The sequence below is a fragment of the Arthrobacter sp. B0316-1-20 genome (assembly GCF_059091865.1).
On record NZ_JBNHHC010000021.1, the window covers coordinates 92,728 to 114,976 of the forward strand.

The 22,249-nt window shown below is 66.5% G+C and carries 18 protein-coding genes and 1 pseudogene; 9 read left to right on the plus strand and 10 right to left on the minus strand.

Annotation, left to right across the window (positions count from 1 at the left end):
- Positions 1-93: 93 nt before the first annotated feature.
- Both AC5RW2_RS27465 and AC5RW2_RS27470 read left to right on the plus strand, forming a co-directional pair.
- Entirely contained in the window at positions 94-2,946 is a 2,853-nt protein-coding gene (locus tag AC5RW2_RS27465) for an ABC transporter permease (RefSeq protein WP_493964288.1), read from the plus strand.
- Positions 2,943-3,644, plus strand: a complete 702-nt coding sequence (locus tag AC5RW2_RS27470) for an ABC transporter ATP-binding protein (RefSeq protein ID WP_493964287.1) — start codon at positions 2,943-2,945, stop codon at positions 3,642-3,644. Before AC5RW2_RS27465 ends, AC5RW2_RS27470 begins: the two co-directional genes overlap by 4 nt.
- 248 nt (positions 3,645-3,892) lie before the next feature.
- Here the strand turns inward: AC5RW2_RS27470 and AC5RW2_RS27475 are convergent, their stop codons facing one another.
- Entirely contained in the window at positions 3,893-4,834 is a 942-nt protein-coding gene (locus AC5RW2_RS27475; protein WP_493964286.1) for a hypothetical protein, read from the minus strand.
- A 168-nt stretch (positions 4,835-5,002) separates the two neighbouring features.
- Between AC5RW2_RS27475 and metG the strand changes: the two genes are divergently transcribed.
- Positions 5,003-6,565, plus strand: coding sequence for a methionine--tRNA ligase (gene metG / locus AC5RW2_RS27480; RefSeq protein WP_493964285.1), 1,563 nt, complete (start codon positions 5,003-5,005; stop codon positions 6,563-6,565).
- A gap of 59 nt (positions 6,566-6,624) precedes the next feature.
- Here the strand turns inward: metG and AC5RW2_RS27485 are convergent, their stop codons facing one another.
- Complete coding sequence (locus tag AC5RW2_RS27485; RefSeq protein ID WP_493964284.1) at positions 6,625-7,143, minus strand: hypothetical protein; 519 nt, start codon at positions 7,141-7,143, stop codon at positions 6,625-6,627.
- Between the two features lie 85 nt (positions 7,144-7,228).
- Positions 7,229-8,635, minus strand: coding sequence for an APC family permease (locus AC5RW2_RS27490; RefSeq protein ID WP_493964283.1), 1,407 nt, complete (start codon positions 8,633-8,635; stop codon positions 7,229-7,231).
- 179 nt (positions 8,636-8,814) lie between these two features.
- Here AC5RW2_RS27490 and AC5RW2_RS27495 point away from each other — a divergent pair, with 179 nt between their 5' ends.
- Positions 8,815-9,150 (plus strand): cupin domain-containing protein, encoded by a 336-nt coding sequence (locus AC5RW2_RS27495; RefSeq protein WP_493964282.1) that lies wholly within the window; start codon positions 8,815-8,817, stop codon positions 9,148-9,150.
- A gap of 145 nt (positions 9,151-9,295) precedes the next feature.
- On the opposite strand, the gene AC5RW2_RS27500 is transcribed toward AC5RW2_RS27495, so the two are convergent.
- Both AC5RW2_RS27500 and AC5RW2_RS27505 read right to left on the minus strand, forming a co-directional pair.
- Complete coding sequence (locus AC5RW2_RS27500) at positions 9,296-11,812, minus strand: FtsX-like permease family protein (RefSeq protein WP_493964281.1); 2,517 nt, start codon at positions 11,810-11,812, stop codon at positions 9,296-9,298.
- A 3-nt stretch (positions 11,813-11,815) separates the two neighbouring features.
- Complete coding sequence (locus AC5RW2_RS27505) at positions 11,816-12,589, minus strand: ABC transporter ATP-binding protein (RefSeq protein WP_493964280.1); 774 nt, start codon at positions 12,587-12,589, stop codon at positions 11,816-11,818.
- 506 nt (positions 12,590-13,095) lie between these two features.
- On the opposite strand from AC5RW2_RS27505, the gene AC5RW2_RS27510 reads away from it, so the two are divergent.
- A complete protein-coding gene (locus tag AC5RW2_RS27510) occupies positions 13,096-14,226 on the plus strand; it encodes an LCP family protein (RefSeq protein WP_493964279.1) in 1,131 nt (376 codons plus the stop codon).
- Positions 14,227-14,302: 76 nt separating this feature from the next.
- On the opposite strand, the gene AC5RW2_RS27515 is transcribed toward AC5RW2_RS27510, so the two are convergent.
- Both AC5RW2_RS27515 and AC5RW2_RS27520 read right to left on the minus strand, forming a co-directional pair.
- Entirely contained in the window at positions 14,303-15,004 is a 702-nt protein-coding gene (locus AC5RW2_RS27515) for a response regulator (RefSeq protein WP_493964278.1), read from the minus strand.
- A gap of 90 nt (positions 15,005-15,094) precedes the next feature.
- Positions 15,095-16,276 (minus strand): sensor histidine kinase, encoded by a 1,182-nt coding sequence (locus AC5RW2_RS27520; protein ID WP_493964277.1) that lies wholly within the window; start codon positions 16,274-16,276, stop codon positions 15,095-15,097.
- Positions 16,277-16,412: 136 nt separating this feature from the next.
- Here AC5RW2_RS27520 and AC5RW2_RS27525 point away from each other — a divergent pair, with 136 nt between their 5' ends.
- The 3 genes from AC5RW2_RS27525 to AC5RW2_RS27535 all read left to right on the plus strand — a co-directional run bounded on the left by AC5RW2_RS27525 (position 16,413) and on the right by AC5RW2_RS27535 (position 19,063).
- Positions 16,413-17,477, plus strand: coding sequence for a 3-isopropylmalate dehydrogenase (locus tag AC5RW2_RS27525; RefSeq protein ID WP_493949965.1), 1,065 nt, complete (start codon positions 16,413-16,415; stop codon positions 17,475-17,477).
- 65 nt (positions 17,478-17,542) lie between these two features.
- Positions 17,543-18,646 carry a branched-chain amino acid aminotransferase gene (locus AC5RW2_RS27530; RefSeq protein WP_493949966.1) on the plus strand — a complete coding sequence of 368 codons (1,104 nt, stop codon included), beginning with the start codon at positions 17,543-17,545 and terminating at the stop codon, positions 18,644-18,646.
- A gap of 42 nt (positions 18,647-18,688) precedes the next feature.
- The gene (locus AC5RW2_RS27535; protein ID WP_493964276.1) at positions 18,689-19,063 is read left to right on the plus strand and encodes a DUF1304 family protein; all 375 of its coding nucleotides are present in this window, start codon (positions 18,689-18,691) and stop codon (positions 19,061-19,063) included.
- 58 nt (positions 19,064-19,121) lie between these two features.
- Here AC5RW2_RS27535 and AC5RW2_RS27540 read toward each other — a convergent pair whose 3' ends face one another.
- Together AC5RW2_RS27540 and AC5RW2_RS27545 are read right to left on the minus strand one after the other, a co-directional pair.
- On the minus strand, positions 19,122-19,742 hold the full coding sequence (locus AC5RW2_RS27540) for a hypothetical protein (protein WP_493964275.1): 621 nt from the start codon (positions 19,740-19,742) through the stop codon (positions 19,122-19,124).
- A gap of 115 nt (positions 19,743-19,857) precedes the next feature.
- Positions 19,858-20,265: a DUF7793 family protein gene (locus AC5RW2_RS27545; RefSeq protein ID WP_493964274.1), complete on the minus strand. Its 408-nt coding sequence runs from the start codon at positions 20,263-20,265 to the stop codon at positions 19,858-19,860.
- Positions 20,266-20,487: 222 nt separating this feature from the next.
- Here AC5RW2_RS27545 and AC5RW2_RS27550 point away from each other — a divergent pair, with 222 nt between their 5' ends.
- Positions 20,488-21,288 (plus strand): MBL fold metallo-hydrolase, encoded by an 801-nt coding sequence (locus AC5RW2_RS27550; RefSeq protein WP_493964273.1) that lies wholly within the window; start codon positions 20,488-20,490, stop codon positions 21,286-21,288.
- A gap of 4 nt (positions 21,289-21,292) precedes the next feature.
- On the opposite strand, the pseudogene AC5RW2_RS27555 reads toward AC5RW2_RS27550, so the two are convergent.
- A pseudogene (locus tag AC5RW2_RS27555) lies at positions 21,293-22,249 on the minus strand (hypothetical protein); the annotation flags it as partial.

Genomic DNA, 22,249 nt, shown 5'->3' on the forward strand with positions numbered 1-22,249 from the left:
GCTGTACACGTAGGGGCCGGCGGGCTTAAGGCATGCACGCGGGTCGATTCCTCGACAGCGCGCACCTCATGAGAACCTTAATGCCGGGTTAATGTGACCTTTGACCTCATTGCCGCCGTATGGAGTGATTTTTTGGAAATCCGGTTCAACGCCGCGTCGCGCTTTCTGCGCAGCCGGTCGCTCGTGCTCACGGTTGCCGTCCTCATAGCCGCGATGGTTCTTTCCATTTTTGTCCAGGGCCGGGCACAGGCAGCGTTGACCCGGGTGGTGGACGAAAACACCCGCGGCGTCTACGACATCCTGGTCCTTCCCGGTGGCACTGGCGGGGACGAACTGCGCCAGCCTGACTTCCTTTCCGGCACCGGCGGCATTGCTGCGTCTGACCTTGACCAGGTCCGCGGGATCGACGGCGTTTCCGTCGCCGCACCGATTTCGCTGGTGTCCAAGGTGGTCCAGGACATCGAGTTCCCGCAGCTGAAGGCCACGGACTACGTCGGCTACAACCCGAATATCGAGCAGTACCTGAAGTCGCAGGGAATCCAGGACGCCGTGCCTGAAGCCGAGTGGCCGGAGCCAGCCTCCGTGTTCAACGAGGAAGCGACCAACTACCGGATCACCGCCAAGGCCGTCAGCTCCGACGGCCTGAACGACACCGTCTTGTTCGAAACCGCCGCCGAAGGCTCACTGGGCCAGGCGAAGCTGGAGGAACTGGACGTTCCCGGCGGCACCAGCCTGCGCACCGTGGCTCCCAAGGGCGAGACCGGAATCAAGTTCCCGGACCCGGCCGGTGGCAGCATGCACGGCGACTTTGACACCACCATCGCGCTGCCGATGCTGCCGCAGATCACCGAAACCGTTGTTGCCGTGGATCCCGCCGCCGAATCCGCGCTGCTCGGCGAGGCCGGCGACTTCCTGGCTCCACTCAAGCAGGCACCGGAAGCCAGCGACCGCAACGCCCAGGAACTGGGCCAGTATTTCTCCTCGCAGTTCGGCATGGGCATGTTCGCCGAGGGCGGCGAAGGCGCCGCTATCGATGGGCACCCGTTCCAGTTCTGGAGCCCGTTCTTCGTCCAGTACCAGAACGCGGTGGAAGCCGGCACGCTCGACGACGAGTCGCAGGTTATCCCCATGGTGGTCCGGTCGGGCACCGAACTGGACCTGACCTACTCGGTCACCATCGAAGAACTGGACGACGCCGGCAACACCGTCAAGGAAGTCGGCACCGTCAGCAAGGAGCTGGGGGAGGGCTACCTGCCCTTCGCGTCCAGCAAGCCGTTCCAGCTGCGCTGGCCAGGCGGCGAGGACTACAACTACCTGCTCGGTTCCGGCGGCGTCCAGATGGTCGCCGGGCTGCACCAGCCTCCGGTCTGGACCACTGACTTCATGTCCAACCCGGACTACGCCCTCGGCGACGCCGCCAGCAACGGCAGCGCGGAACAGACTGCCAAGCCCCAGGGCTGGATCCAGGTCAACAAGCTGCCGGAGAAGACCCTCCAGTGGCAGCTGGAACCGGACCAGAGCCAGCGCGCACCGGTGGAAGAGCAGTCGTACCGCAGCACCGTGGATTCCGGCAGCGATTCGGCCACTCCGCTGCCCTTCGTCTACGGCACCTTCGACGCCGCGGCCGTCCGGGAGGCCGCCGGCGACGTGAACTACCTGCCGTTGGGCGGTTACGACCCGACGCCGGTGACGATCACCAAGGACGCCGACGGCAAAAAGATCGACGAAACGGTGATGAAGCCGGGCCTCAGCGGTGCCGGCCTGGCCGTGCAGTCCGCCGGCGCCATCACCGACTTCGCCGGGCTTGCCGCAGTACGCGGCACCAGCGCGGACGAAGCCGTGATCGACGCCGTCCGGGTCCGCGTCAACGCCGGCGGTTCATGGGCCGACGCCGAAGACCAGATCAACGCCGTCGCCGCCGCCATCGAGGACCTTGGACTGGATACCCAGGTCGTCGCCGGTTCGGCGCGCGAAGACGTCTCCATCTACGTTCCGGACTACCACAAGGACGCATCCGGCACGGTCAGCGACCTCGGCACCGTGCAGCAGTCCTGGGTCCGCCAGGGCGCCGCCGGCGAAGTCCAAGGTGCCCTGAGCGCCTCCAGCGCAGCGCTGCTGGCCCTCACCGTCGGCGGTGCCGCCCTGTTGACCGCCGCAAGCTCCGTGGCCTTCACCCGCTCGCGCCGCACCGAAGCCGTGACGCTGCGGGCCATGGGCTGGAACCGGCGCCGCATCCGGTCCTGGTTCCTGAACGAGTTGCTGGTCGGCGGCGTGGCCGTGCTCGCGGTGGCGGTCATCGCCAGTGCCATCAGCCGCAGCGCTGTGACCTTGTGGGTGTCGCTCATCGCGCTGGTGGTTTACGGTGCCTCCGCGTTCATTTCGGCCGCCATGCTCAAGCCGCACCCGAAGGCGGATACCGAACCGTCCGGTGCCGCCGGCGTGCCGTCCGTCAAGACGCCGCTGCAGTTCGCCGCCCGGCAACTGAGCACTAATCGGTTCAACACCGTGGCCATTGCCTTGGCCGTGGCCGTACTTGGTGCCGCGTCCGGAGCCCTGGTCGCAGTGCTGGCCGACATCCCGCGCGCAGCCGGCAGCACCGCGCTCGGGTCGCTGGCGGCGTCGCAGCTGAGCGGCCTCAACGTTGCGCTGGCGCTGCTCGGCGTCGTGACTGCGCTGCTGTTGGCGCTAATGACCACCCGGTTTGAAGCCCAGCGCAAGCGCGAACAGTTCGCCATCCTGGGCGCCATGGGCTGGACGCCCACGCTGCTGCTGCAGGCCCGCCGCGGCGAAGCCGGCATCACCGCAGCCATCGCGCTGCCGCTGGCGATCATCGGCGCCGTCGTAACTGCCCTGTTTATTGCACCGCACGCCGCGGTGTGGGCCGCTGCCGCTGGCATTGTGGCAGTGCTCCTCTGGTTTGTTTTGATGACAAGGACTCGGAAATGATTGAAGAACGCCTGACCCGCGCTGCCATCAAGGAGCGCACCGAGGACCACGCCATGCCGGTGGAGCTGCGAGGCATCACCATCCGGTACGATGGCGGCGCCGAACCTCTGGTGATCGCCGAGGACTTCGACCTTGGCCTCGAAGCCGGGACCATGCACTGCCTGGCCGGCCGCAGCGGCTCCGGCAAGACCAGCATCCTCACCGTGGCGGCCGGGCTCCAGCAGCCCACGGCCGGCGAGGTGTTCTGGCAGGGCGACGCGCTCAGCGCCATGGATGACGACGAGATCTCCGACCGCCGCCGTGCCCTGATCGGCTACGTGGACCAGGGCGGGGCGCTGATCGACGGCATGAGCGCGTTGGAGAACGTGCTGCTGCCGGCCGTTCCCGACGGCCAGGTCGAAGAGCGCACCGAGATGGCCAAGGACCTGCTGGACCTGGTCGGTCTGGGCCGCCGCATGCGGCACCGCCCCGGCCAGCTCTCCGGCGGCGAACGCCAGCGCGTCGCCATCGCCCGCGCTCTGATCCTGGGCACCAAGGTCCTGGTGGTGGATGAGCCCACCGCCAACCTGGACCGCGAACAGGCCAACAAGATCATCCACATCCTGAAGGACACCACCCAGGACGGCATCGCCGTGCTCGTGGCCTCCCACGACCAGGAACTCATCAAGGCCGCTGACAGCAGCACCAAGATGAACTAAGGCCAAACCAGGTCACTTCTGGCTGACGGAGTCTGGACCCCGCCAGCTTGGGGAGCCTTAGGCCCGCGGACTCCGGCGGGCCTGGAGACTTGGCAGGCGCGGGCCCGCCGGAGGCTCCGCCCCTCTGCCCTCTGCCTGCGAAGGCGGGGAAAATCTGTGAGGGCAGGGCCCATGGACCCTGCCCTCACAGATTTTCCCCGTCTCGGCGGCGTACTGTTCCAGAACGGGGCACGGCGAACGGTTTCCAGCTACGCCGCCGGCTGGCTGGCCCGGAGCGCCCTGTTGTACGCATGGACAAGACGGCCCCTCAAGGCGTCGTCGTCGCTCAGATCCTGCCAGCGGACGCGGATAAAGTTCCAGCCATCCTCCATGAGCGACGTCTCCCTTTTCCGCTCTTTGAGCAGTACGGACCCCGTGGCCACCCCGCCGCTGTATTTGGTGTCGCCGTCGAACTCGAGAATCAACTTGATGTCAGGCCAGGCCATGTCGGCCCGGTACCTGCCGTGGGACGTCTCGAGCTCATACTGCAATACCGGCGGGGGAAAGCCCCATCCGATGACTTTCAGCCGCAGCCGGGATTCGCCAGGAGACTCGCTTAATCCGCTCGCATCCGACATCACCTGCCGCGCCTTGCTGATGTTTCGGAACCCTGCCTGGTCCTCGATGATGGCCCAGATCTTTGCCTGCTGAGCTCCGGACCGGAGCGCGGAATCAGCAATGACAGTCGCCAACTCAAACGGCAGCAGCTTTGCGCAATCAACCACGGTACGTTCCCTGGTCGTTAGGAGGAGTCCGTCCTGCTCAACCCACTGACCAGCTGGGATAGTCATCTTGTGGCGTACCACTCCCACTGAATTGTCCCCGTGCCGCGACCTCTGGGCTACGTGTATTTCCGTCGGTGCGTTCCATACGTCTAAGCCCCATAGCCGTGCCGCCGAAACATGGCTGTAGATCAAGGCTGATCGCGTTGCTCGGTGATGAGCCCGCACAACCCAGGTATCGCGTTCCCACGACTTCAGCGTTCGCCAGAAGGGGGCGGAAATGTAGACCCCGTGCCTCAGCCGGAAGATGTTTCGCTCCCGCAGCGCGGCGCGGACGTCGCTTTCTTCAAAGCCAGCAGTGCGCAATTCCGAAAATGTTTTCAGCTGGCCGGGAGGAATATCCAGCCGCGGCGTCATTGAGGAAGGCATGGCAACAATCTGCCTGCGCGCGGGACCTCAGTCCATAGCCCCGCAGATGCTGTGGATGACCTCCCTCGGTCAAGTTGCCGTATTGGTGCGGTGGCCATTGATCCACTACTCGAATCCAGCCCCGGGCCTTTTTCGACAACCGCCGAACGCAGAGGGTAATTTCATAGGGTGACCTCCTCTGAGCCCAAGACCCCGTACTACATCACCACGGCCATCACGTACCCCAACGGCGTGCCGCATATCGGCCATGCCTACGAGTACATCGCCACGGACGCGATGGCCCGCTTCAAGCGGTTGGACGGCTACGATGTGATGTTCTTGACCGGCACCGACGAGCACGGCATGAAGATCGCCCAGACGGCGGCCAAGGAGGGCATCTCGCCCAAGGAACTGGTGGACCGGAACACGGCGGCGTACAAGTCCGCCCACCAGGTCCTGGAAATCTCCTACGACCGGTTTATCCGCACCACCGATCCCGACCACTACGAGGCCTCCCAAGCTGTCTGGAAGAAGATGGAAGAGGCCGGGGACATCTATCTGGGTAAGTATGAGGGATGGTACTCGGTCCGCGACGAGGCCTACTACGCCGAGGACGAGACCGAGCTCCGCGAGGACGGCAAGCGCTACTCCATCCAGACGGACACGGAGCTGACCTGGACCGAGGAGGAGAGCTACTTCTTCCGGCTCTCCCAGTATCAGGACAAGCTACTCAAGCTCTATGAAGAGCAGCCCAGCTTCGGCGCGCCCCGGAGCCGCTTCAACGAGGTCATCAGCTTCGTCAAGAGCGGACTGGAGGACCTGTCCATCTCCCGCACCACGTTCGACTGGGGCGTCCCGGTGCCGGGCAATGACAAGCACGTCATGTACGTCTGGGTGGACGCGCTGACCAACTACCTCACCGGCGTCGGCTACCCGGACACCGAGTCCGAGTCCTTCAAGAAGTACTGGCCGGCCGATGTCCATGTGATCGGCAAGGACATCTCCCGTTTCCACGCCGTCTACTGGCCGGCCTTCCTGATGTCCGCCGGGCTGGAATTGCCCAAGCGGGTGATGATCCACGGTTTCCTGAACAACAACGGCGTCAAGATGTCCAAGTCGCTGGGCAACGTGGTGGCGCCGGCTGATTGGGTTGCCCAGTACGGCCTGGACCAGGTGCGCTTCTTCCTGCTGCGCGAGGTCCCCTTCGGCGCGGACGGTTCCTACAGCCACGACGCCGTAGTGGGCCGGATGAACGCGGACCTGGCCAATAATTTGGGCAACCTGGCCCAGCGTTCGCTGTCCATGGTGGCCAAGAACTGCGAGGGCAAGGTCCCGCAGCCCGGCACGTTGGCGCCCGAAGACCACGAACTGCTGGCCCGCGCCGAACGCCTGTTGGAGAAATCGCGCGCGGCCTACGAGGTGCAGGACTTCCACGGCTCGCTCGAGGCCATCTGGACCGTGCTCGGCGACACCAACGCCTACTTCGCGGAGCAGGCTCCCTGGGTGCTGCGCAAAACGGACGTGGAGCGGATGAACACGGTGCTCTACGTGACGCTGGAGGTGCTGCGCATTGTCTCCATCCTGGTCCAGCCGGTCATGCCCACGTCCGCCGGCAAGCTGCTGGACGTGCTGGGACAGCACGACGACGGCGCCCGCGACTTCGCGGCGATCGGCTCGGCGTTGGTGCCCGGCACTCCGCTGCCGGCTCCCACGCCGATCTTCCCGAAGTACGAGGAACCGGCCGCCAGCTAGCCCCGGCCCGCGGCAAGCAACCTGCCCCGCGGTCCTCGCTTCGCACGAAGCGGCTTCGCCTAGGACGAAGCGAGGAAACGCCGGGCCGCAGTGGAATTCATCATCCGTTCCACGCGTTTCTGCTGGGCCACCGCCTGCGCCTCCAGTTCTTGGAAGCGGAGCGCATCCAAGCGGGGATCGCTGGGCGCCAAGGCAGCCAGGAGTTGCCACATGCACTGCTTGCCGCGCAGGGCGGACATCAGCGACTCAAGCTCCAACTGGGTTCCCACGCCGCCTGACGCACGCGTCGGATTGAGCGGATTCAGCTTGCTGATGGCGGCCCCGGCCATCGAGCCGAGCCGCTTGAGCTTGTTGCGCCGGTGGCCGAAGCTGCGGTGCAGCGCCTTCAGTTCCTTGCGCTCGGCAGAGAGTTCATCCCGCAGCTTCCGGAACTCGGCTTCGTGGGGAGTGCCCGCCCAAGCCTGGCGGACGGCGTCGAACAACTGCACGCCGGCCGCCGAGCCCAGCAGGTGGTAGTCCAGATACGACGCGATGTCCTTCTGGTTCAGCGTGCCTGTCACCAGTTTGTCAGCGGCCATGGCCTTCCTTTCTGCTGCCTGTCATCTTGAGCGGACGGATTCCGCCGTCGTTGTTACGAGTGTCCTTACCCACCAGAGCCCGAACTCATTCGCCCAGTTCCTCCGGGCGGCGGAACCTGGTCCTCCTGCCGTGGGCACCGCGGTTCCAGAGCCAAGTGATCACCCAGAGCACCAAGCCCAGGCCGATCATCAGGCCGGCAATCTGGTACTCGATGGGATCCTGCGCCCACGGACCCACCAGGAAGAGGCAGGTGAACATGCCCAGGAAGGGCAGCACCGTGGGGGTCCGGAAGTGCTTGCGGTCCACCGGGTTCCGGCGCAGCACCAGCACGGCCAGATTCACGACGGTAAAGACGCCCAGCAGCAGCAGCGCGGTGGTGCCGCCGAGGGCAGTGACGGTCTCGGCGCCCATCACATTGGTGACCACGAAAATCAGGACAAAGGCGATCAGCGTGGTGAAGATGATCGAGGCCCACGGGGAACGGCGGTTCGAATGCACTTTGCCCAGGAAATGCGGCAGCACGTCTTGGCGGGCCATGCCGTAAAGCAGGCGGCTGGCCATCAGCATGTTGATCAGCGCTGTGTTGGCCACCGCGAACATGGACAGGAACGGATAGAGCACGTCCACCGGCAGGCCCGGCGCGCCGACCTGCACAACTTCCAGCAGCGGCGTTGGGCTCTCCGACAACTGCCCGATCGGCACAATGGCCACCGCGGTGATGGACACCAGAAGATACACAATCATGGTGATGCCTAGGCCGGTGAGCATGACCTTGGGGAAAATTTTGGACGGGTCCTTTGTTTCCTCGGCCATGTTGACCGAATCCTCGAACCCCACGAAGGAGAAAAAGGCCAGGGAAGTGGCGGCGGTGATGGCAAGGAAAACGCTCTTATCATTCGAGGTTTCGAAGACCATCACCCGGCTAAAATCCACATTGCCCTGGCTCATCGCCCAGAATCCGATCAGAATCACGATCAGCAGGCCGGTGAACTCCACCAGGGTCAGCACCACGTTGAACTTCACCGATTCGCTGACGCCGCGGAAGTTGATGGCGGCCAGGACGGCCATGAAGATGATGGCCACCCAGGTCACCCCGGTCTGGTCCCAGTCCAGATTGAAGCCGGCAATGAAGTTCTCGCCCAAGAACTTGGCCGCGGTGGAGGCCGAGGTGATGCCGGAACTGAGCACGGCGAACGTCACTAAAAAGGTGAGGAAATGGATCCCGAAAGCCTTGTGCGTGTAGAGCGCTGCGCCCGCCGCTTGCGGGTACTTGGTCACCAGCTCCAGATAGGAGAACGCGGTGATGGTGGCCACGACGAAGGCCAGCAGCAGCGGCGCCCAGGCCGCGCCGCCCACTTCGCCGGCCACCTGCCCGGTCAGCGCATACACGCCGGTTCCCAGGATGTCGCCCACGATGAATAGCAGCAGAAGTTTGGTGCCGAGGGCCCTCTTCAGCTCCGGCTGCTTCTTGGTTGCGGTGGATCCGCTCACGATCGACCTCCGTCCACGCGGCGCTTGTCGCTGGTTATCGGGCCAACGTAGCACTCGGCACAGACGATGTCTGCGGCGCGGACCCGCGCGGGGGAGGAGCACGCCCAATTGCTGTTGCCTAGGCCTGCAGGGGTCCAATCGGTAGAGTGTCGGCTACTCCGTTGTGGAAGGACGTTCCGATGACTTACAAAACGTTGTCGCTCAACAGTCTGCGCCCTGCTGCGGGCGCTGCGGTCTTCCACGGCTCCGAACACGGCGCGCATGCGTCCTTCTTCGTCAATTCCCGCGGTGCCGAACGCCACCGCCACCCGTATGAAGAGATCTTTGTGCTGCTCGACGGCGAGATCGACTTCACCATCGACGACGAGTCCGGCCATGCAATCTCCGGGACCGTGATTGTCATCCCCGCCCATACCTGGCACGAGTTCACGGCCACCACCGCCGACGGCGTGAAGATGGTCAACATCCACCCCGTCGCAGAGATGAAAACGGAATGGGCCCAAGTGAGCCCGTAACCTCGGGAAGCACTATTCAGCAGGCGCCCTTGTCGAGTGTGAAAAGGGCGCCTGCTGATTCTTCATGCGCGGACGGCGCGGGCCTCGGCTGTGTAGGACGGCGACGACGGTGTCCGGCTTGCCTGCCCCAGTCCCGGTCAGCCGACTAGAGCGTCGCCAGGCCTTCCACGGGGGAGAGGCGCGCGGCGCGGCGGGCCGGCATCACGGAGGCCAGCAGCCCGGCCACGACGGCGACGGCCAGCACGGCCAGCAGTTGCAGCCACGGCACGTCCGGCACCACGGTGGCGAAGGCTCCCAGCGCGGACTGCGCGCCGAGCCAGCCGTACACCGCGCCCAATGCCGCCCCGATCAGCGCGGCGACGCCGGCGATCAGCACCGCCTCCAGTGCCAGCATGCCGCGCAGCTGCGACTTGGTCAGTCCCAGTGCCCGGAGCAGCGAGGACTCCTGCGTGCGCTCCAGCACGGAGAGCGAAAGCGTGTTCGCCACTCCGACCAGCGCGATCAGCACGGCCACGGCCAGCAGCCCGGTGACCACCAGCAGCAGCACATCAATCACCTGGTTGAATGCGGCCCGCTCCACCGCGGCGCCGGAGATCTGGTATTCGTTGACATCCAGTCCCGCTGCCAATTGGGCGCGCAGGTCAAGCAGGGCCCAGGAGTCCAGCTCGCGGTCCACCGAGACCCACAGCTGCGGCAAGGACGAGTAGTAGTCCTCGCTGTCGGCGGCCGGCAGCTGCGGCACGCCGATCTCCGCGGCCACAGCGGAGGAGATCAGCGGCGGCAGCGTCCGGCTGTCCGCCTCCACCACGGTCAGTTCCTTGGAGCCGTGGCTGCCGGTGACGGTCAGGGTCTTCAGTTCGGAGCCCTGCGGCATCAGCACGGTGTTCCCGTCCAGCACCAGCGTCTTGTCCTGCAGCAGGTCCAGCTGCTCCGGCGCCAGCTGGTACACCCCGGTGCGCGACCCGTGCACCTCGGCGTATCCGCCGTTCGTGACCAAGCCGGCGGCCGCAACGCCGTCGTAATTCAAAGCGGTGGCCGCCGCCGAAGCATCCAGCGGCCGCCCCTCCAGCGTGAGGTCGCCAACGGACAGGTCCACCGGATACTCCGCACCCAACTGGCCGTCGAAGGCGGTCCGCGAGGTCTGCGCGCCGGTCATCATCATCGCCACCAGGGTCACACCGATCAGCAGCGCCGTGGCGGTAGCGGACGTGCGGCCGGGGTTGCGCACGGCGTTGACCGCCGCCAGCTTCCCCGGGACGCCGGCCGGCTTCGCCAGGGTTCCCACGGCGGTGACCAGCGGCGGGATGAACAGCGTGGCGCACATGAGCAGCCCGATGAAGGAGAGCATGCCGCCGGGCAGCGCGATCAGCAGGTTCGCCGAGGCCGCGCCCAGAGCCAGCACGACGGCGCCGCCCACCGCAAGCGCGACGCCCACCGCGAGCCGCACCTTGCCCTTGCGGTTGCCGGCGCGGGCCTCGTCTGCGGGGCGCAGGGCGGCCAGCGGGGCCACGCGCGTGGCGGCGCGGGCCGGAGCCAGCGCGGCCAACACCGTCATCAGGATCCCGACCACCAAACCGATGATCACGGCGGACGGGGGAACGGCGAGCGTGGCGAATTCGGTGTCGGGCTGCCGCTGGAGTACTGCTACGATTCCGGCCATCAGGCCCACCGCGCCGAGCACGCCCACCACGGAGGCGGTAATGCCCACCAGCACGGCCTCTGCCAGCACGGACCGGCGGATCTGCCGGCGGTCGGCGCCGATGCAGCGCAACAGGGCCAGCTCACGGGTCCGCTGGGCGATCAACACCGAGAAGGTATTGGCCACCACCAGGGCGGAGACCAGCAGGGCCACCAGCGCGAACGCCAACAGGACAATGGTCAGCTGGTCGGCGCCGCCGGTCAGGCTGGCCACCACTGCCTTGGTCTGTTCGGCGGCCGTGTTCACCGTGGCCTCCGGGAACCCGGCGTCGGCCAGCGCGGCGGCCACAGTTTCCTTGACCCCGGTGGCGTCGGCGTCCGCGGCCAGATCCAACTGGATGTTGCGCAGCCACATGTTGTCCTCGCCCGCCAACTGCTGCTGCAGGGCGTCGCTGGCGAAGAGCTGAGGCTGGCCCATCATGAACGGGTCCTTGGACGGCTTGACGATGCCGGAGACCGTCAGCGCGGTCCCCGCGCCAGCCACGTCCTCGGCGGCGACCATGCCGGCAGGCGGAGCCAGCTCCAGCTGGTCGCCCACAGACAGGCCCTGCTTCTCGGCGGTTCCGGCGTCCACGGCAACCTCGCCGTCGCCCGGGAGCGCGCCGTCGAGCAGTTCCAGGTTTTCCAGCCCGGCCGGCGCGGTGTTCTGCAGAGCGCCGTAGCTGGCACCGGCGGCGGAGCCGAAAGCGATGGAGGCCTGCCGGTGCGGGTACGCCTCGGCCACGCCCGCCGCTCCGGCCGCGGCATCGACCGCGGCGTCGTCCAGCTGCTTGTCCGGGCCCTCCGAAACCACCAGGTCGGCGTTGCGGAACGTGGCGCCGATGCTGTTGCCCAGCGAGGCTTCCGTGGAGGCGTTCACCATCAGCGTGGCGGTGAGGAACCCCACTGCCATCACCACGGCCAGCCCGACGGCGATGAACCGCCGCGCGTGCTGCCGCACCTGTGCGAGTGCTACCTGCAGCATGGCTTAGGCCCCCAGCTTGGCCAGCGCGGCCAGGATGGCGTCGGTGTCCGGGCGGTCCAGCTCGCCGACCAGGGCGCCGTCGTTCATCAGCACCACACGGTCCGCGTAGGAGGCCGCCACCGGGTCGTGCGTGACCATGATGATGGACTGGCCCATCTCCTGGCAGGACCGGCGCAGCAGCGAGAGCACTTCGGCGCCCACCTTCGAGTCAAGGTTGCCGGTCGGCTCGTCGCCGAACACCACGTCCGGGCGGGTCAGCAGCGCCCGGGCCACGGCCACCCGCTGCTGCTGCCCGCCGGACAGCTCGTGCGGGCGGTGCGCCAACCGGTCGGTCAAACCCAGGGTCTTGGTGACGTAGCTGAACCATTCCTTGTCCACCGTGCCATTGGCCAGCGAGATGGGCAGCGTGATGTTCTGCTCCGCGGTCAGCGTGGGCACCAAGTTGAACGCCTGGAACACGAAGCCCACGCGCTCGCGGCGCAGCTTCGTCAGTTGGGCGTCGTTCAGTCCGGTGATCTCCGTGCCGCCGATCCAGATGTTGCCCGAATCGGCGGTATCCAGCCCGGCCAGACAATGCATCAGGGTGGACTTGCCGGAGCCGGACGGGCCCATGATCGCGGTGAACGTGCCGGCGTCGAAGCTGGCGTCCACATTCTTCAGGGCGTGCACGCGGGTATCGCCCGTGCCGTAGGTCTTGTTCAGGCCGCGCGCGACCGCGGCCGAGGCGGCGCGGTCCGGGGCAGCGCCGCCGAGTGATGGCTCAGTTCTTGTGGTCATACCCCTACGGTAGGGAATCGGTGCCCCGGTCCGGATCCGCCGCCGGGCTGGTCTTTTGCGCCGCGCCGCTCATACCCAGGGTGGAGAAACCGCGCCCGGTGCCTGCGTATGGATCCCGGACGTGGCCACCGGCAACCGCACGGCAGCGCCCATCAGCAACCGCACCGGCATCGCCCATCAGCAACCGTCAGGCAGCAGCGCCCTCCGGCAAACCGCCAGGGCGGGGTAGATCGGTGAGGGCGCCGTCCGTGGAGGGTGCCCTCACCGATCTACCCTGCCCTCGCCGGAACGGACGGCTCCGAAGGCTGGACCGTACCGGCCGCGAAGACCGGCCGGTGGTCGACCAAGCGAGCGCCAGCGAGTGCGTGGAGACCCGAACTGTGCTCACCAAGCGAGCGCCAGCGAGTGCGTGGAGACCGGACCGGCACGAAGGCAAAATCTGACCAGGACACGCGGGAAGTGGTGAAACCTTTGTGCTTTGAGCGGCGCGACGGAATTATGGGGGCATGAAGCTTGCCCGACTCGCCGCCGTGCCCCTTGTCTCCCTGCTGGTCCTGACCGGCTGTGCCCCGAAGGAGCAACCTGCCCGGCCGCTGACTTCGGCCACGGCAACCCCCACACCGACCTCCGGCGTGGAAACAGGAAAAATGCCGGCCGCGCTGGCCGAACTGGCTACCGCAATCTACGAGGGCGGCGATCTGAAGGCCAACAAGCGGACCGCCGCTGCGCTCGCAGACCGCAAACCGGTGAACTCCAAGATCACCGTGAAGGCGGCCACCGGCGAATGGAACAAGCAGAAGATGGCCGTCCTGACTTCGGGCAAGGACGTGACCCTCGCCGTCGACAAGGACGGCACCTGGACCGCAGTCGGTGGCTGGTGGCCGTCGCTGGACATCAAGAAGCCCGTCCTGGGCGGCAAACGCCACGTCCTGGTCATCGGTTCCGACGCCCAGAAGAGTAAGGGCGAGAAAGTTCGCGAAGCGCGGGCCGATGCCCTTCAGGTGGTCGGCGTGGACGGCAGGGGCGGCGGCGGAATCCTGGGCATTCCGCGTGACCTCTGGGTGAAGATGCCAGGCGGCGGGCAGGCGAAAATCAACGCGGCCATGATGCAGGGTGGGCCCGAGGCGCAGCAGAAGGTCGTCAGGGACGTGACAGGCCTGAAGGTGGAGGGTTACATCCTCACCGGTTTCAAGGGCTTCGAAAGACTGGTCGATGACATAGGCGGAGTTACCGTCGACGCCCCCATGCCGGTGCTTAACGTCAAGGCGGGAAAGAGCAAGCTCGACGGCGAGACCGCGCTGGACTTCGCCCGGGAACGAAAGACCCTGCCGGGCGGCGACTTCGACCGCTCGGCGCACCAGGGCGTCCTGCTGCTCGGATTCGCCGCACTGGCAAAGATGAACGGTCCGGCCGGGCTCGTCGACCTGCTCTCCGCCGCAGATCCGCTGGTCGAGACCAATTTGACCGCGGAGCAGGCGCTGACGCTCGGCGCCTGGGCCTACAAGGCGGATCCGCGCAAGGTCGGCGGCGAAGTGCCCGAGCCCCCATTCGGGTACAGCGCAGACGGCCAGTTCATGCTGCCCCTGGATGCGAAGACACGCCAGATCTTCGACTCCTTCGCCGACGGCAACCTGTAGCCCGGACGAGAGCCTGGCCGACTGAAGCCCGGTCAACCGTAGCTCGAACCGGTCGGGTCCCCGGGCGCGCGGCACCTTACGGCGCAACCACCCCGGTCTCGTAGGCGATCAGCACGGCCTGCACCCGGTCGCGCGCGTTCAGCTTGGCCAGAATGTGGCCCACATGCGTCTTCACCGTCGCCTCGGACAGGAACAGCTGCCCGGCGATTTCCGGGTTGGACAGTCCCTGCGCGATCAGCGCGAACACTTCGCGCTCCCGGGGCGTCAGCGTCTCGACGGCGGCCTGGCTGCGGCTGGCCGCCGGGCTCGGCGCGCGCAGCAGCGGTGCCACGTGTTCCAGCAGCCGCCGGGTGGTGGACGGCGCGATGACCGCGTCGCCCCGGTACACCGTGCGGATAGCGCCTAGCAGTTCCTCCGGTGGTGCGTCCTTGAGCAGGAACCCGCTGGCGCCGGCCTGGATGGCGGCCAGCGCATATTCATCCAGGTCGAACGTGGTCAGCACCACCACCTTCAGCTGCGCCCGGTCCGAACCGGCCGGCTGCGCGGCGGCGGTGTCCAGCAGCCTGGTGGTCGCCTCAATCCCGTCCATGCCCGGCATGCGCACATCCATCAGCACGACGTCGGCGCGCACCTTGCCGAGTGCGCTCACGGCTTCGCGCCCATCACCTGCCTCCGCCACCACCTCCAGGTCCGGCTGGGAATTGATCAGCATCTTGAAGCCTCCGCGGACCAGCTGCTGGTCGTCAACAAGGGCAACGCGGATAGGGGAGTCGGTCATCGGGATCTTTCTGGGTCGGGCTGGGGGAGCAAGGTGGTGTGGCGGACAGCTTGGGACCGGCGGGGAGGTTGCCGCCGGCCACGTCCGGCCTCAGGCTTCGGTGTACGGGATGAAGGCGCGGACCTGGAATCCGCCGCCGGTGCGCGGTGTGGCCACGACCGTTCCATCGTAGAGCGCCAGCCGTTCGGCCATCCCGGTGAGGCCCTGCCGGCTCCCCGCGGTGGCCGGATCAGCGGCGGCGCCACGGCCGTCGTCGTTAATCTGCAGTTCCAAGCCGCGGACGGTCCACTCCAGGCGTACCTGCGCGGAGGCCTCGGTCCCGGCGTGCTTGAGGACATTGGTCAGGCCTTCCTGCACCACCCGGTAAGCGGTCAGCTCGGCACCCGCCGGCATCAGGCGCCTGGGTTCGCCGAACTGCTCCAACTGCACGCCCAGCCCGGACCGGCGGACCGTGTCAACCAGGGTTTCCACGTCGGCCAGCGTCGGCAACGGCCGGGTGGACGCGATTTCGTCTCCGCGCAGCACGCCGAGCAGCCGGCGCATGTCCTGCAGCGACGTCCGGCCGGTTTCGGCGATGGTGGCCAGGGTCCCGGTGGCAATGGCGGGGTCCTGCGCGCTGGCGTACCGGGCGCCGTCGGCCTGCGTGATGATGACGGAGAGCGAATGCGCCACGATGTCATGCATCTCGCGGGCAATGTGGCTGCGCTCATCGGCGGCGGCCAGATCGCGCTCCTGCTGCCGTTCCACCTCGAGCCTGCGGGCCCGGTCTTCCAGCGCTTGCACAGTCAGCCGCCGGTTGCGGACCAGATCGCCAAACATCCAGCAGGCGAGCACTAAGGCGTCGACCGCTACCAGGGCCAGCAAGTAGAACGGCGCGGTGCCGCCGGTGAACGGGTCGGTGATGCCATAGCGGATCACATACATTGCCCCGCCCAGCAGCGCCAGCACCAAGCCGCCCAGGCTGGCCCAGCGGGGGCCGTACGCCGCCAGGGAGTAGACGGTGACCAGCACCAAAACCTGCGCGGGCAGCGGCTCGCCGATGAAGGCCACGTTGAGCAGGGCCGCCGTCGCCATTGCCAGTCCCGACTGCCCGGGATGCGTGCGGCGCCACGCCAGCGGAACAACCAGCATGGCGGACAGCACGAAAGCCGCCAGCTGGGCCATCGCCACATACGGCAGCACAAACACCACCAGCGCGGCCAGCATCACGATCAGGTCGACCTTGCCGGTGTTGGCCTGGAGCCAGCGGTAGATTTTGTGGTGCACGCCCATGATTCCCAACTCTAGGATGCCTGCTTCGGCCGCCGCGTCATGCCCAGGTCTGAGACTGGCTGTCGTCCCTCCCCGCTGCCGTTCACATAGTGGGACGGTTTGCCCAGAATGTGGACTCCATCCCTAAAATAAGTCCATGAGCGCAGCGACTAAGGCATTCTCTTTGGCAGTTATCCCCGGCGACGGCATCGGTCCGGAGGTCGTGGCGGAGGCGGTGAAGGTCCTCGAGGCGGCAACCGCCGGCGGCGAGGCCACCTTCGAGCTGACCGAGTACCCGCTGGGCGCCGAGCATTGGCTGGCCACCGGGGAGACCCTGCCGGAGGAAACGCTGGAGCAGCTCCGCAAGCATGACGCCATCCTGTTCGGCGCCGTCGGTGCTGCCCCGGGTGACACCCGCATCCCGTCCGGCATCATCGAACGGGAGATGCTGCTCAAGCTGCGCTTCTCGCTGGACCATTACGTGAACTTGCGCCCGGCCAAGCTGCTGCCCGGGGTAGCCAGCCCGCTGGCGAACCCCGGCGAGGTCGACTTCGTCGTCGTCCGCGAAGGCACCGAAGGCCCGTACGTGGGCAACGGCGGTGCGCTGCGCGTGGGCACACCGCACGAAATCGCCACCGAGGTCTCGGTCAATACCGCTTACGGCGTTGAGCGTCTGGTCCGCGATGCCTTCCGCCGCGCCTCCGCCCGCCGCAAGAAGCTCACGCTGGTGCACAAGCACAACGTGCTGGTCCACGCCGGCCACCTGTGGCGCCGCACCGTGGAGACCGTCGGCGCGGAGTTCCCGGACGTCGCCGTCGACTACCTGCACATCGACGCGGCCACCATTTTCATGGTCACCGACCCGGCGCGTTTCGACGTGATCGTCACCGACAACCTGTTCGGCGACATCATCACCGACCTCGCAGCGGCGATCACCGGCGGCATCGGCCTGGCGGCGTCGGGAAATATCAACATGGACCGCACCGCGCCGTCGATGTTCGAACCGGTCCACGGCTCGGCGCCGGACATCGCCGGCCAGCAGAAGGCCGACCCCACGGCGGCCATCCTGTCCGTGGCGTTGCTCCTGGAGCACCTGGGACTGGCGGACTGCGCCGCCCGTGTGCAAAAGGCGGTGGAGGACGACGTCGCAGCCCGGGGGAGTGCCTCCCGCACCACCGCGGAAATCGGCGATGCCATCAGTGCCGCTTTGGCAGTAGGCTAGTTAGCGGTTACTAACCAAAACCCTTTATTGACGCACAAGGGCGTGCCCTCACCGCGGAGGAACCCATGACTGAAACCCTCGAATTCACCCAGCAGCTTTCGGAGCGTCCGAAGAGTGCCGAGGAGCGCGCCGCCATTTTGGCGAACCCGGGCTTCGGCAAACACTTCACGGACCACACGGCCGTGGTCGACTACAAGGTCGGCGCAGACGGCAGCGGCGGCTGGACGAATGCGCGGATCGAGCCCTACGGGCCCATCATGATGGACCCGGCCGCGGCGGTGCTGCACTACGGCCAGGAGATTTTCGAGGGCCTGAAGGCCTACCAGCACGACGACGGATCCGTCTGGACCTTCCGTGCAGAGGCGAACGCGGCCCGGCTTAACACCTCGGCCCGCCGGCTGGCGCTTCCGGAGCTGCCCGAAGAGACCTTCATCGAGTCGCTGCGCCAGCTGGTCACCACCGACAAGGCGTGGGTTCCCACCGGCGACGGCGAAGCGCTGTACCTGCGTCCGTTCATGATCGCCACCGAGGCGTTCCTGGGCGTGCGCCCCGCGCGCGAGGTGTCCTACCGCGTGATCGCCTCGCCGGCCGGCAACTACTTCGGCGGCGAGCTCAAGCCGGTATCCATCTGGCTCTCCGAGCGCTACTCGCGCGCCGGCGAAGGCGGGACCGGAGAGGCCAAATGCGGCGGCAACTACGCCGCGTCGCTGGCTGCCCAGCTGGAAGCCGAAGCCAACGGCTGCCAGCAGGTGCTCTTTTTGGACAAGTTCAACGACAACGCCATCGAGGAACTCGGCGGGATGAACGTGTTCTTCGTCTTCAAGGACGGCAGCCTGGTCACGCCGGAACTCAACGGCCACATCCTGCATGGCGTCACCCGCTCGTCGGTGATCGAGCTGGCCAAGGACCGCGGCCTGGATGTGCAGGAACGCAAGATCACCATCGACGAATGGCGCGACGGCGTGGCCGCCGGTGACATCACCGAAGCGTTTGCCTGCGGCACCGCCGCCGTGATCACGCCGATCGGTGAGCTGAAGGCCGACGGCTGGTCCATCGCGTCCCCGAGCGCCGGTTCCGGCGAAGTGGCCATGTCCATCCGGCAGGAACTGCTCGGCATCCAGACCGGCGCGGTGGAGGACTCGCGCGGCTGGCTCACGCGCCTGGCCTAACCACCGCTTCCTTTCCAAAGCCCACCGGGCCACACTGGGTCCATGACCGGGGTGGCTTACCTGCTTGCCGTGATCTTCGGCTTGGTCCTGATCGCCGTCGGGATCGCTGAGGCGTTCTACTTCCGCCACCCGCGCTTCCACAGGCTGTTCCTGATCCGACCGCAGGATGTGGCGGCGGTCCGGCTTTGGACCATCAACCTCGGCTTCTACAACATCGTCTGGGGACTGGTCCTCATCGTCGGGGTCTTCATCGCCGCCGGCGGCAGGACGGCCATCGGCGAGACCATGGTGGTGTTCACCTGCATCGCCCACGTGGTCCTCGGGGTGGTGCTCTGGTTCTCCGAACGGCGCCTCTGGCAGAGTGCTCTGGCCCAGGCCATCCTGCCGCTGATCGTCCTCCTCCTGATTCTGTTCTGAGCCAGGAGGAGGACGACGGCGGGCCCGCCTTCCGCAGGAACCTCCGCCGTCAGTGCGGTTACCGCGACCGGGCAGCAGCCTTGCGCTCGGCGGCCTTCCGGGCCTTCTTGGAAACCGGCTTCAGCGCCTTGCGCTCTGCCTCTTCGGCGGCAATCCGGTTTTTCCGGGCATCCACCAGATCGTTCCACAGCGCGGAGGCAAAGCTGCCGCCGTCGCGCGCGTACACCTCGTACGGGAAGGACGCGAAGATTCCGGCCGGCGCGGCCGCACCCGGAAGCTCCTTGCCGCTCGTCAGCGCGTAGGCGTCACCCAGCGCCCACGTCTCCGACAGGTAGCGGGCCAGATTGTCGCGAATGAAAACAATGGCGTCCTGGGCGTCCGCAGCCTGCTCCAGCAAGGTCTGCAGGCGTGCCGCCAGCAGACCCGATGCCGCGTCGGAGAGACTCGCACCGCCTGCCGCCGCAGCCTCAAGCTCGGCGGTGAATTTTTTGACCGCGGTTTCCCAGTCGGTCGTCTCGCGGTTCTTCCGCCAGGTGGGAAACCAGACAATGTCCCCATTGGCGTGGTTGTGGATGTGCTGCATCCCGCTATTGCGCTCTGCCGCCGCATGGTCATGCTCGGCCACGTCGTACTCGGCCAGCAGTTCTGCCAGGGACGTGGTGTTCTTTGTATTCGCCATGGAATTTTTCCTATCGTGCAGCAGCAATGGGTCCATCAGGGCAACCCCGCTGCCGCGCGGACTTATTCCGCGGTGAATCCTGCAAGCCTGGCCTGGCTGGCCTGGTGCCCCGCTGTTACACGGCGGTTTTGTCGACCTCCAGCGTCGCCAGACGTTGGGCGTGTGCCGCCAGCCAAATCCGCGCTTCGGCCTCGTCGTCGAAGTACCGGGCAAAATCCTCATCGTCGAAGATCCGCAGAAAGAAGTTCGCCAGCACGCGGTCCACCGGCCCATTGCCAAGCACCGCCAGCGCCACGGAGGGCGTGAAGGACTGGGCGATCAACCGCACCTCCGATGTTGCCCAGCGCACGCCGGCGATCCGCAGCAGCACCACCACCCGCCGCTCGCCGACCACGTCGAAGAGGCGGTCAACTACCTGCTGTGCCAGTTCGGCGTCGATGCTCAGGCCGCGATGGAGCGTCAGCACCAGCAGTCCGTCGTCGTCCAGTTGCACATCGAATGTCGAGTGAACTTCCTCCAGCACTGATCCCCCCGTCCGCCGGTGATGTGGTCACCCTCCGGCCATCGTCGTGCCGCCGTCAGCGGCCCGTGCAGGCCCTTAGCTTATGCGACCGATGTCACATTTCCGCTCGGTCCGGGCGAATATGAACCGATCCCTTCATATGGCGTGCATATTTACGACGGCGCCGCGGCGTCCGGTCAGCAGTTCTGAGACGCTGGGCCGGGGAGATGCGAGGATGGCTCTGTGACCGCTGAACAGAACCCCGTCTTCGTCCGTAGCAGCGACTTGACCCGCTACCGCTTGGCACCCAACCCGGGGCCGATGAGCTTGGATGGTACGCAGTCGTACCTGATTGCGGCGCCGGAGAGCAGCGGAGTGGTCGTGGTGGATCCGGGGCCGCTGGACGAGGTCCATCTGGCCGAACTGGCGGCAGCAGGTGACGTGGAACTGGTCCTGATCACCCACCACCACATCGACCACACCGAGGCCAGCGAGCGTTTCCATCACCTGACCGGTGCCCCCGTGCGGGCGCTGGACTCGGCGCTGTGCTTCGGTGCGGAACCGCTCAGTGAAGGCGAGGTGATCAGGGCTGCCGGCGTCGACATCCACGTTCTCGCCACGCCGGGGCACACGGCCGACTCGGTCAGTTTCCATCTGCCCGCCGACGGCCCGCACGGCTCGGTCCTCACCGGCGACACCATCCTCGGGCGCGGGACCACCATCATTGCCCACCCGGACGGCCGGCTCGGCCCGTACCTGGATTCACTGGCCCGGCTGGAGGTCCTCGGCCCGGCCCAGGTGTTGCCGGCCCACGGCGGCACGCTGCCGGATCTGTCCGCAATCTGCCGTGAGTACGCCAGCCACCGCCAGCTCAGACTGGACCAGATCCGCGCCGCCCTTGAGCAGCTCGGCGCCGACGCCAGCGTCGACGACGTGACCGACCACGTCTACACCGACATCGACGCCGCCGTCCGGCTCGCCGCCGAAACCTCCGTCGCAGCCCAGTTGGAGTACTTGCGCGGCGACGGAGGCGTTCCCGAGTAAAGGTTTACTTGATCTTGGCTGTAGACTTGGACGTCACCGAAACGGACATGTAGCCCGACTTCGCTGCGGTGACCTTGACGCTGATCTTCTTACCTCGGTCCTCTGCCGATGCCTTGTAGCTGGACTTGACTGCCCCCTTGATGGACTTGCCGTTGCGCAGCCACTGGTGGGAGTACTTTGAACCGGACGTCCATTTGCCGGCCGTGGCGGTCAGCTTCTTGCCGACTTTCGCCGTGCCCGAGATTGTCGGGCTCTTGCTGTTGCTCAGCTTCGGGTTGACCACCTTCGCGGTCTTGGCTGTGGTTACTGTGAGGGGCTTGTGGTGTGTCTTGGTACCGGTCACGGTCAGGGTGACGCGCTTGCCCACATCAGCAGTGGCGAGCTTGTACGACGAACGGGTGGCGCCCTTGATTGTCTTGCCGTCTCGCTTCCACTGGTAGGACAGTTTAGTCCCGGCCGTCCAATCGCCGGTCGAGACCTTCAGCGTCTGGCTGCGGATAGCCTTGCCCGAGATTGCTGGGCGCTTGCTGTTCGAGACGTTGTATTGGGTGATGACTGCGGTTTGCGGCGTTGTTGCGGAGGTGGTCCGGTGATCCGGCTTCGAGCCGGTGACGGTGACGGTAATGCGCTTGCCGAGGTCTTCGGAGGTCAGCGTGTAGCTGATTTTGTTGGCCCCGTTGATGGGTGTCCCATTCCGGAACCATTGGTACGTCAGGGATGTACCTGGGGTCCAGGTACCCGGGGTAACCGTGAGCGTTTGGCCCTGGGGGGTCTGACCCGAAATCGAGGGTTTCGCCGTGTTGGTGACCTGGTCCTGTGTGATGGCTGCGGTCTGCGGCGTTGTTGCGGAGGTGGTCCGGTGATCCGGCTTCGAGCCGGTGACGGTGACGGTAATGCGCTTGCCGAGGTCTTCGGAGGTCAGCGTGTAGCTGATTTCGTTGGCCCCGTTGATGGGTGTCCC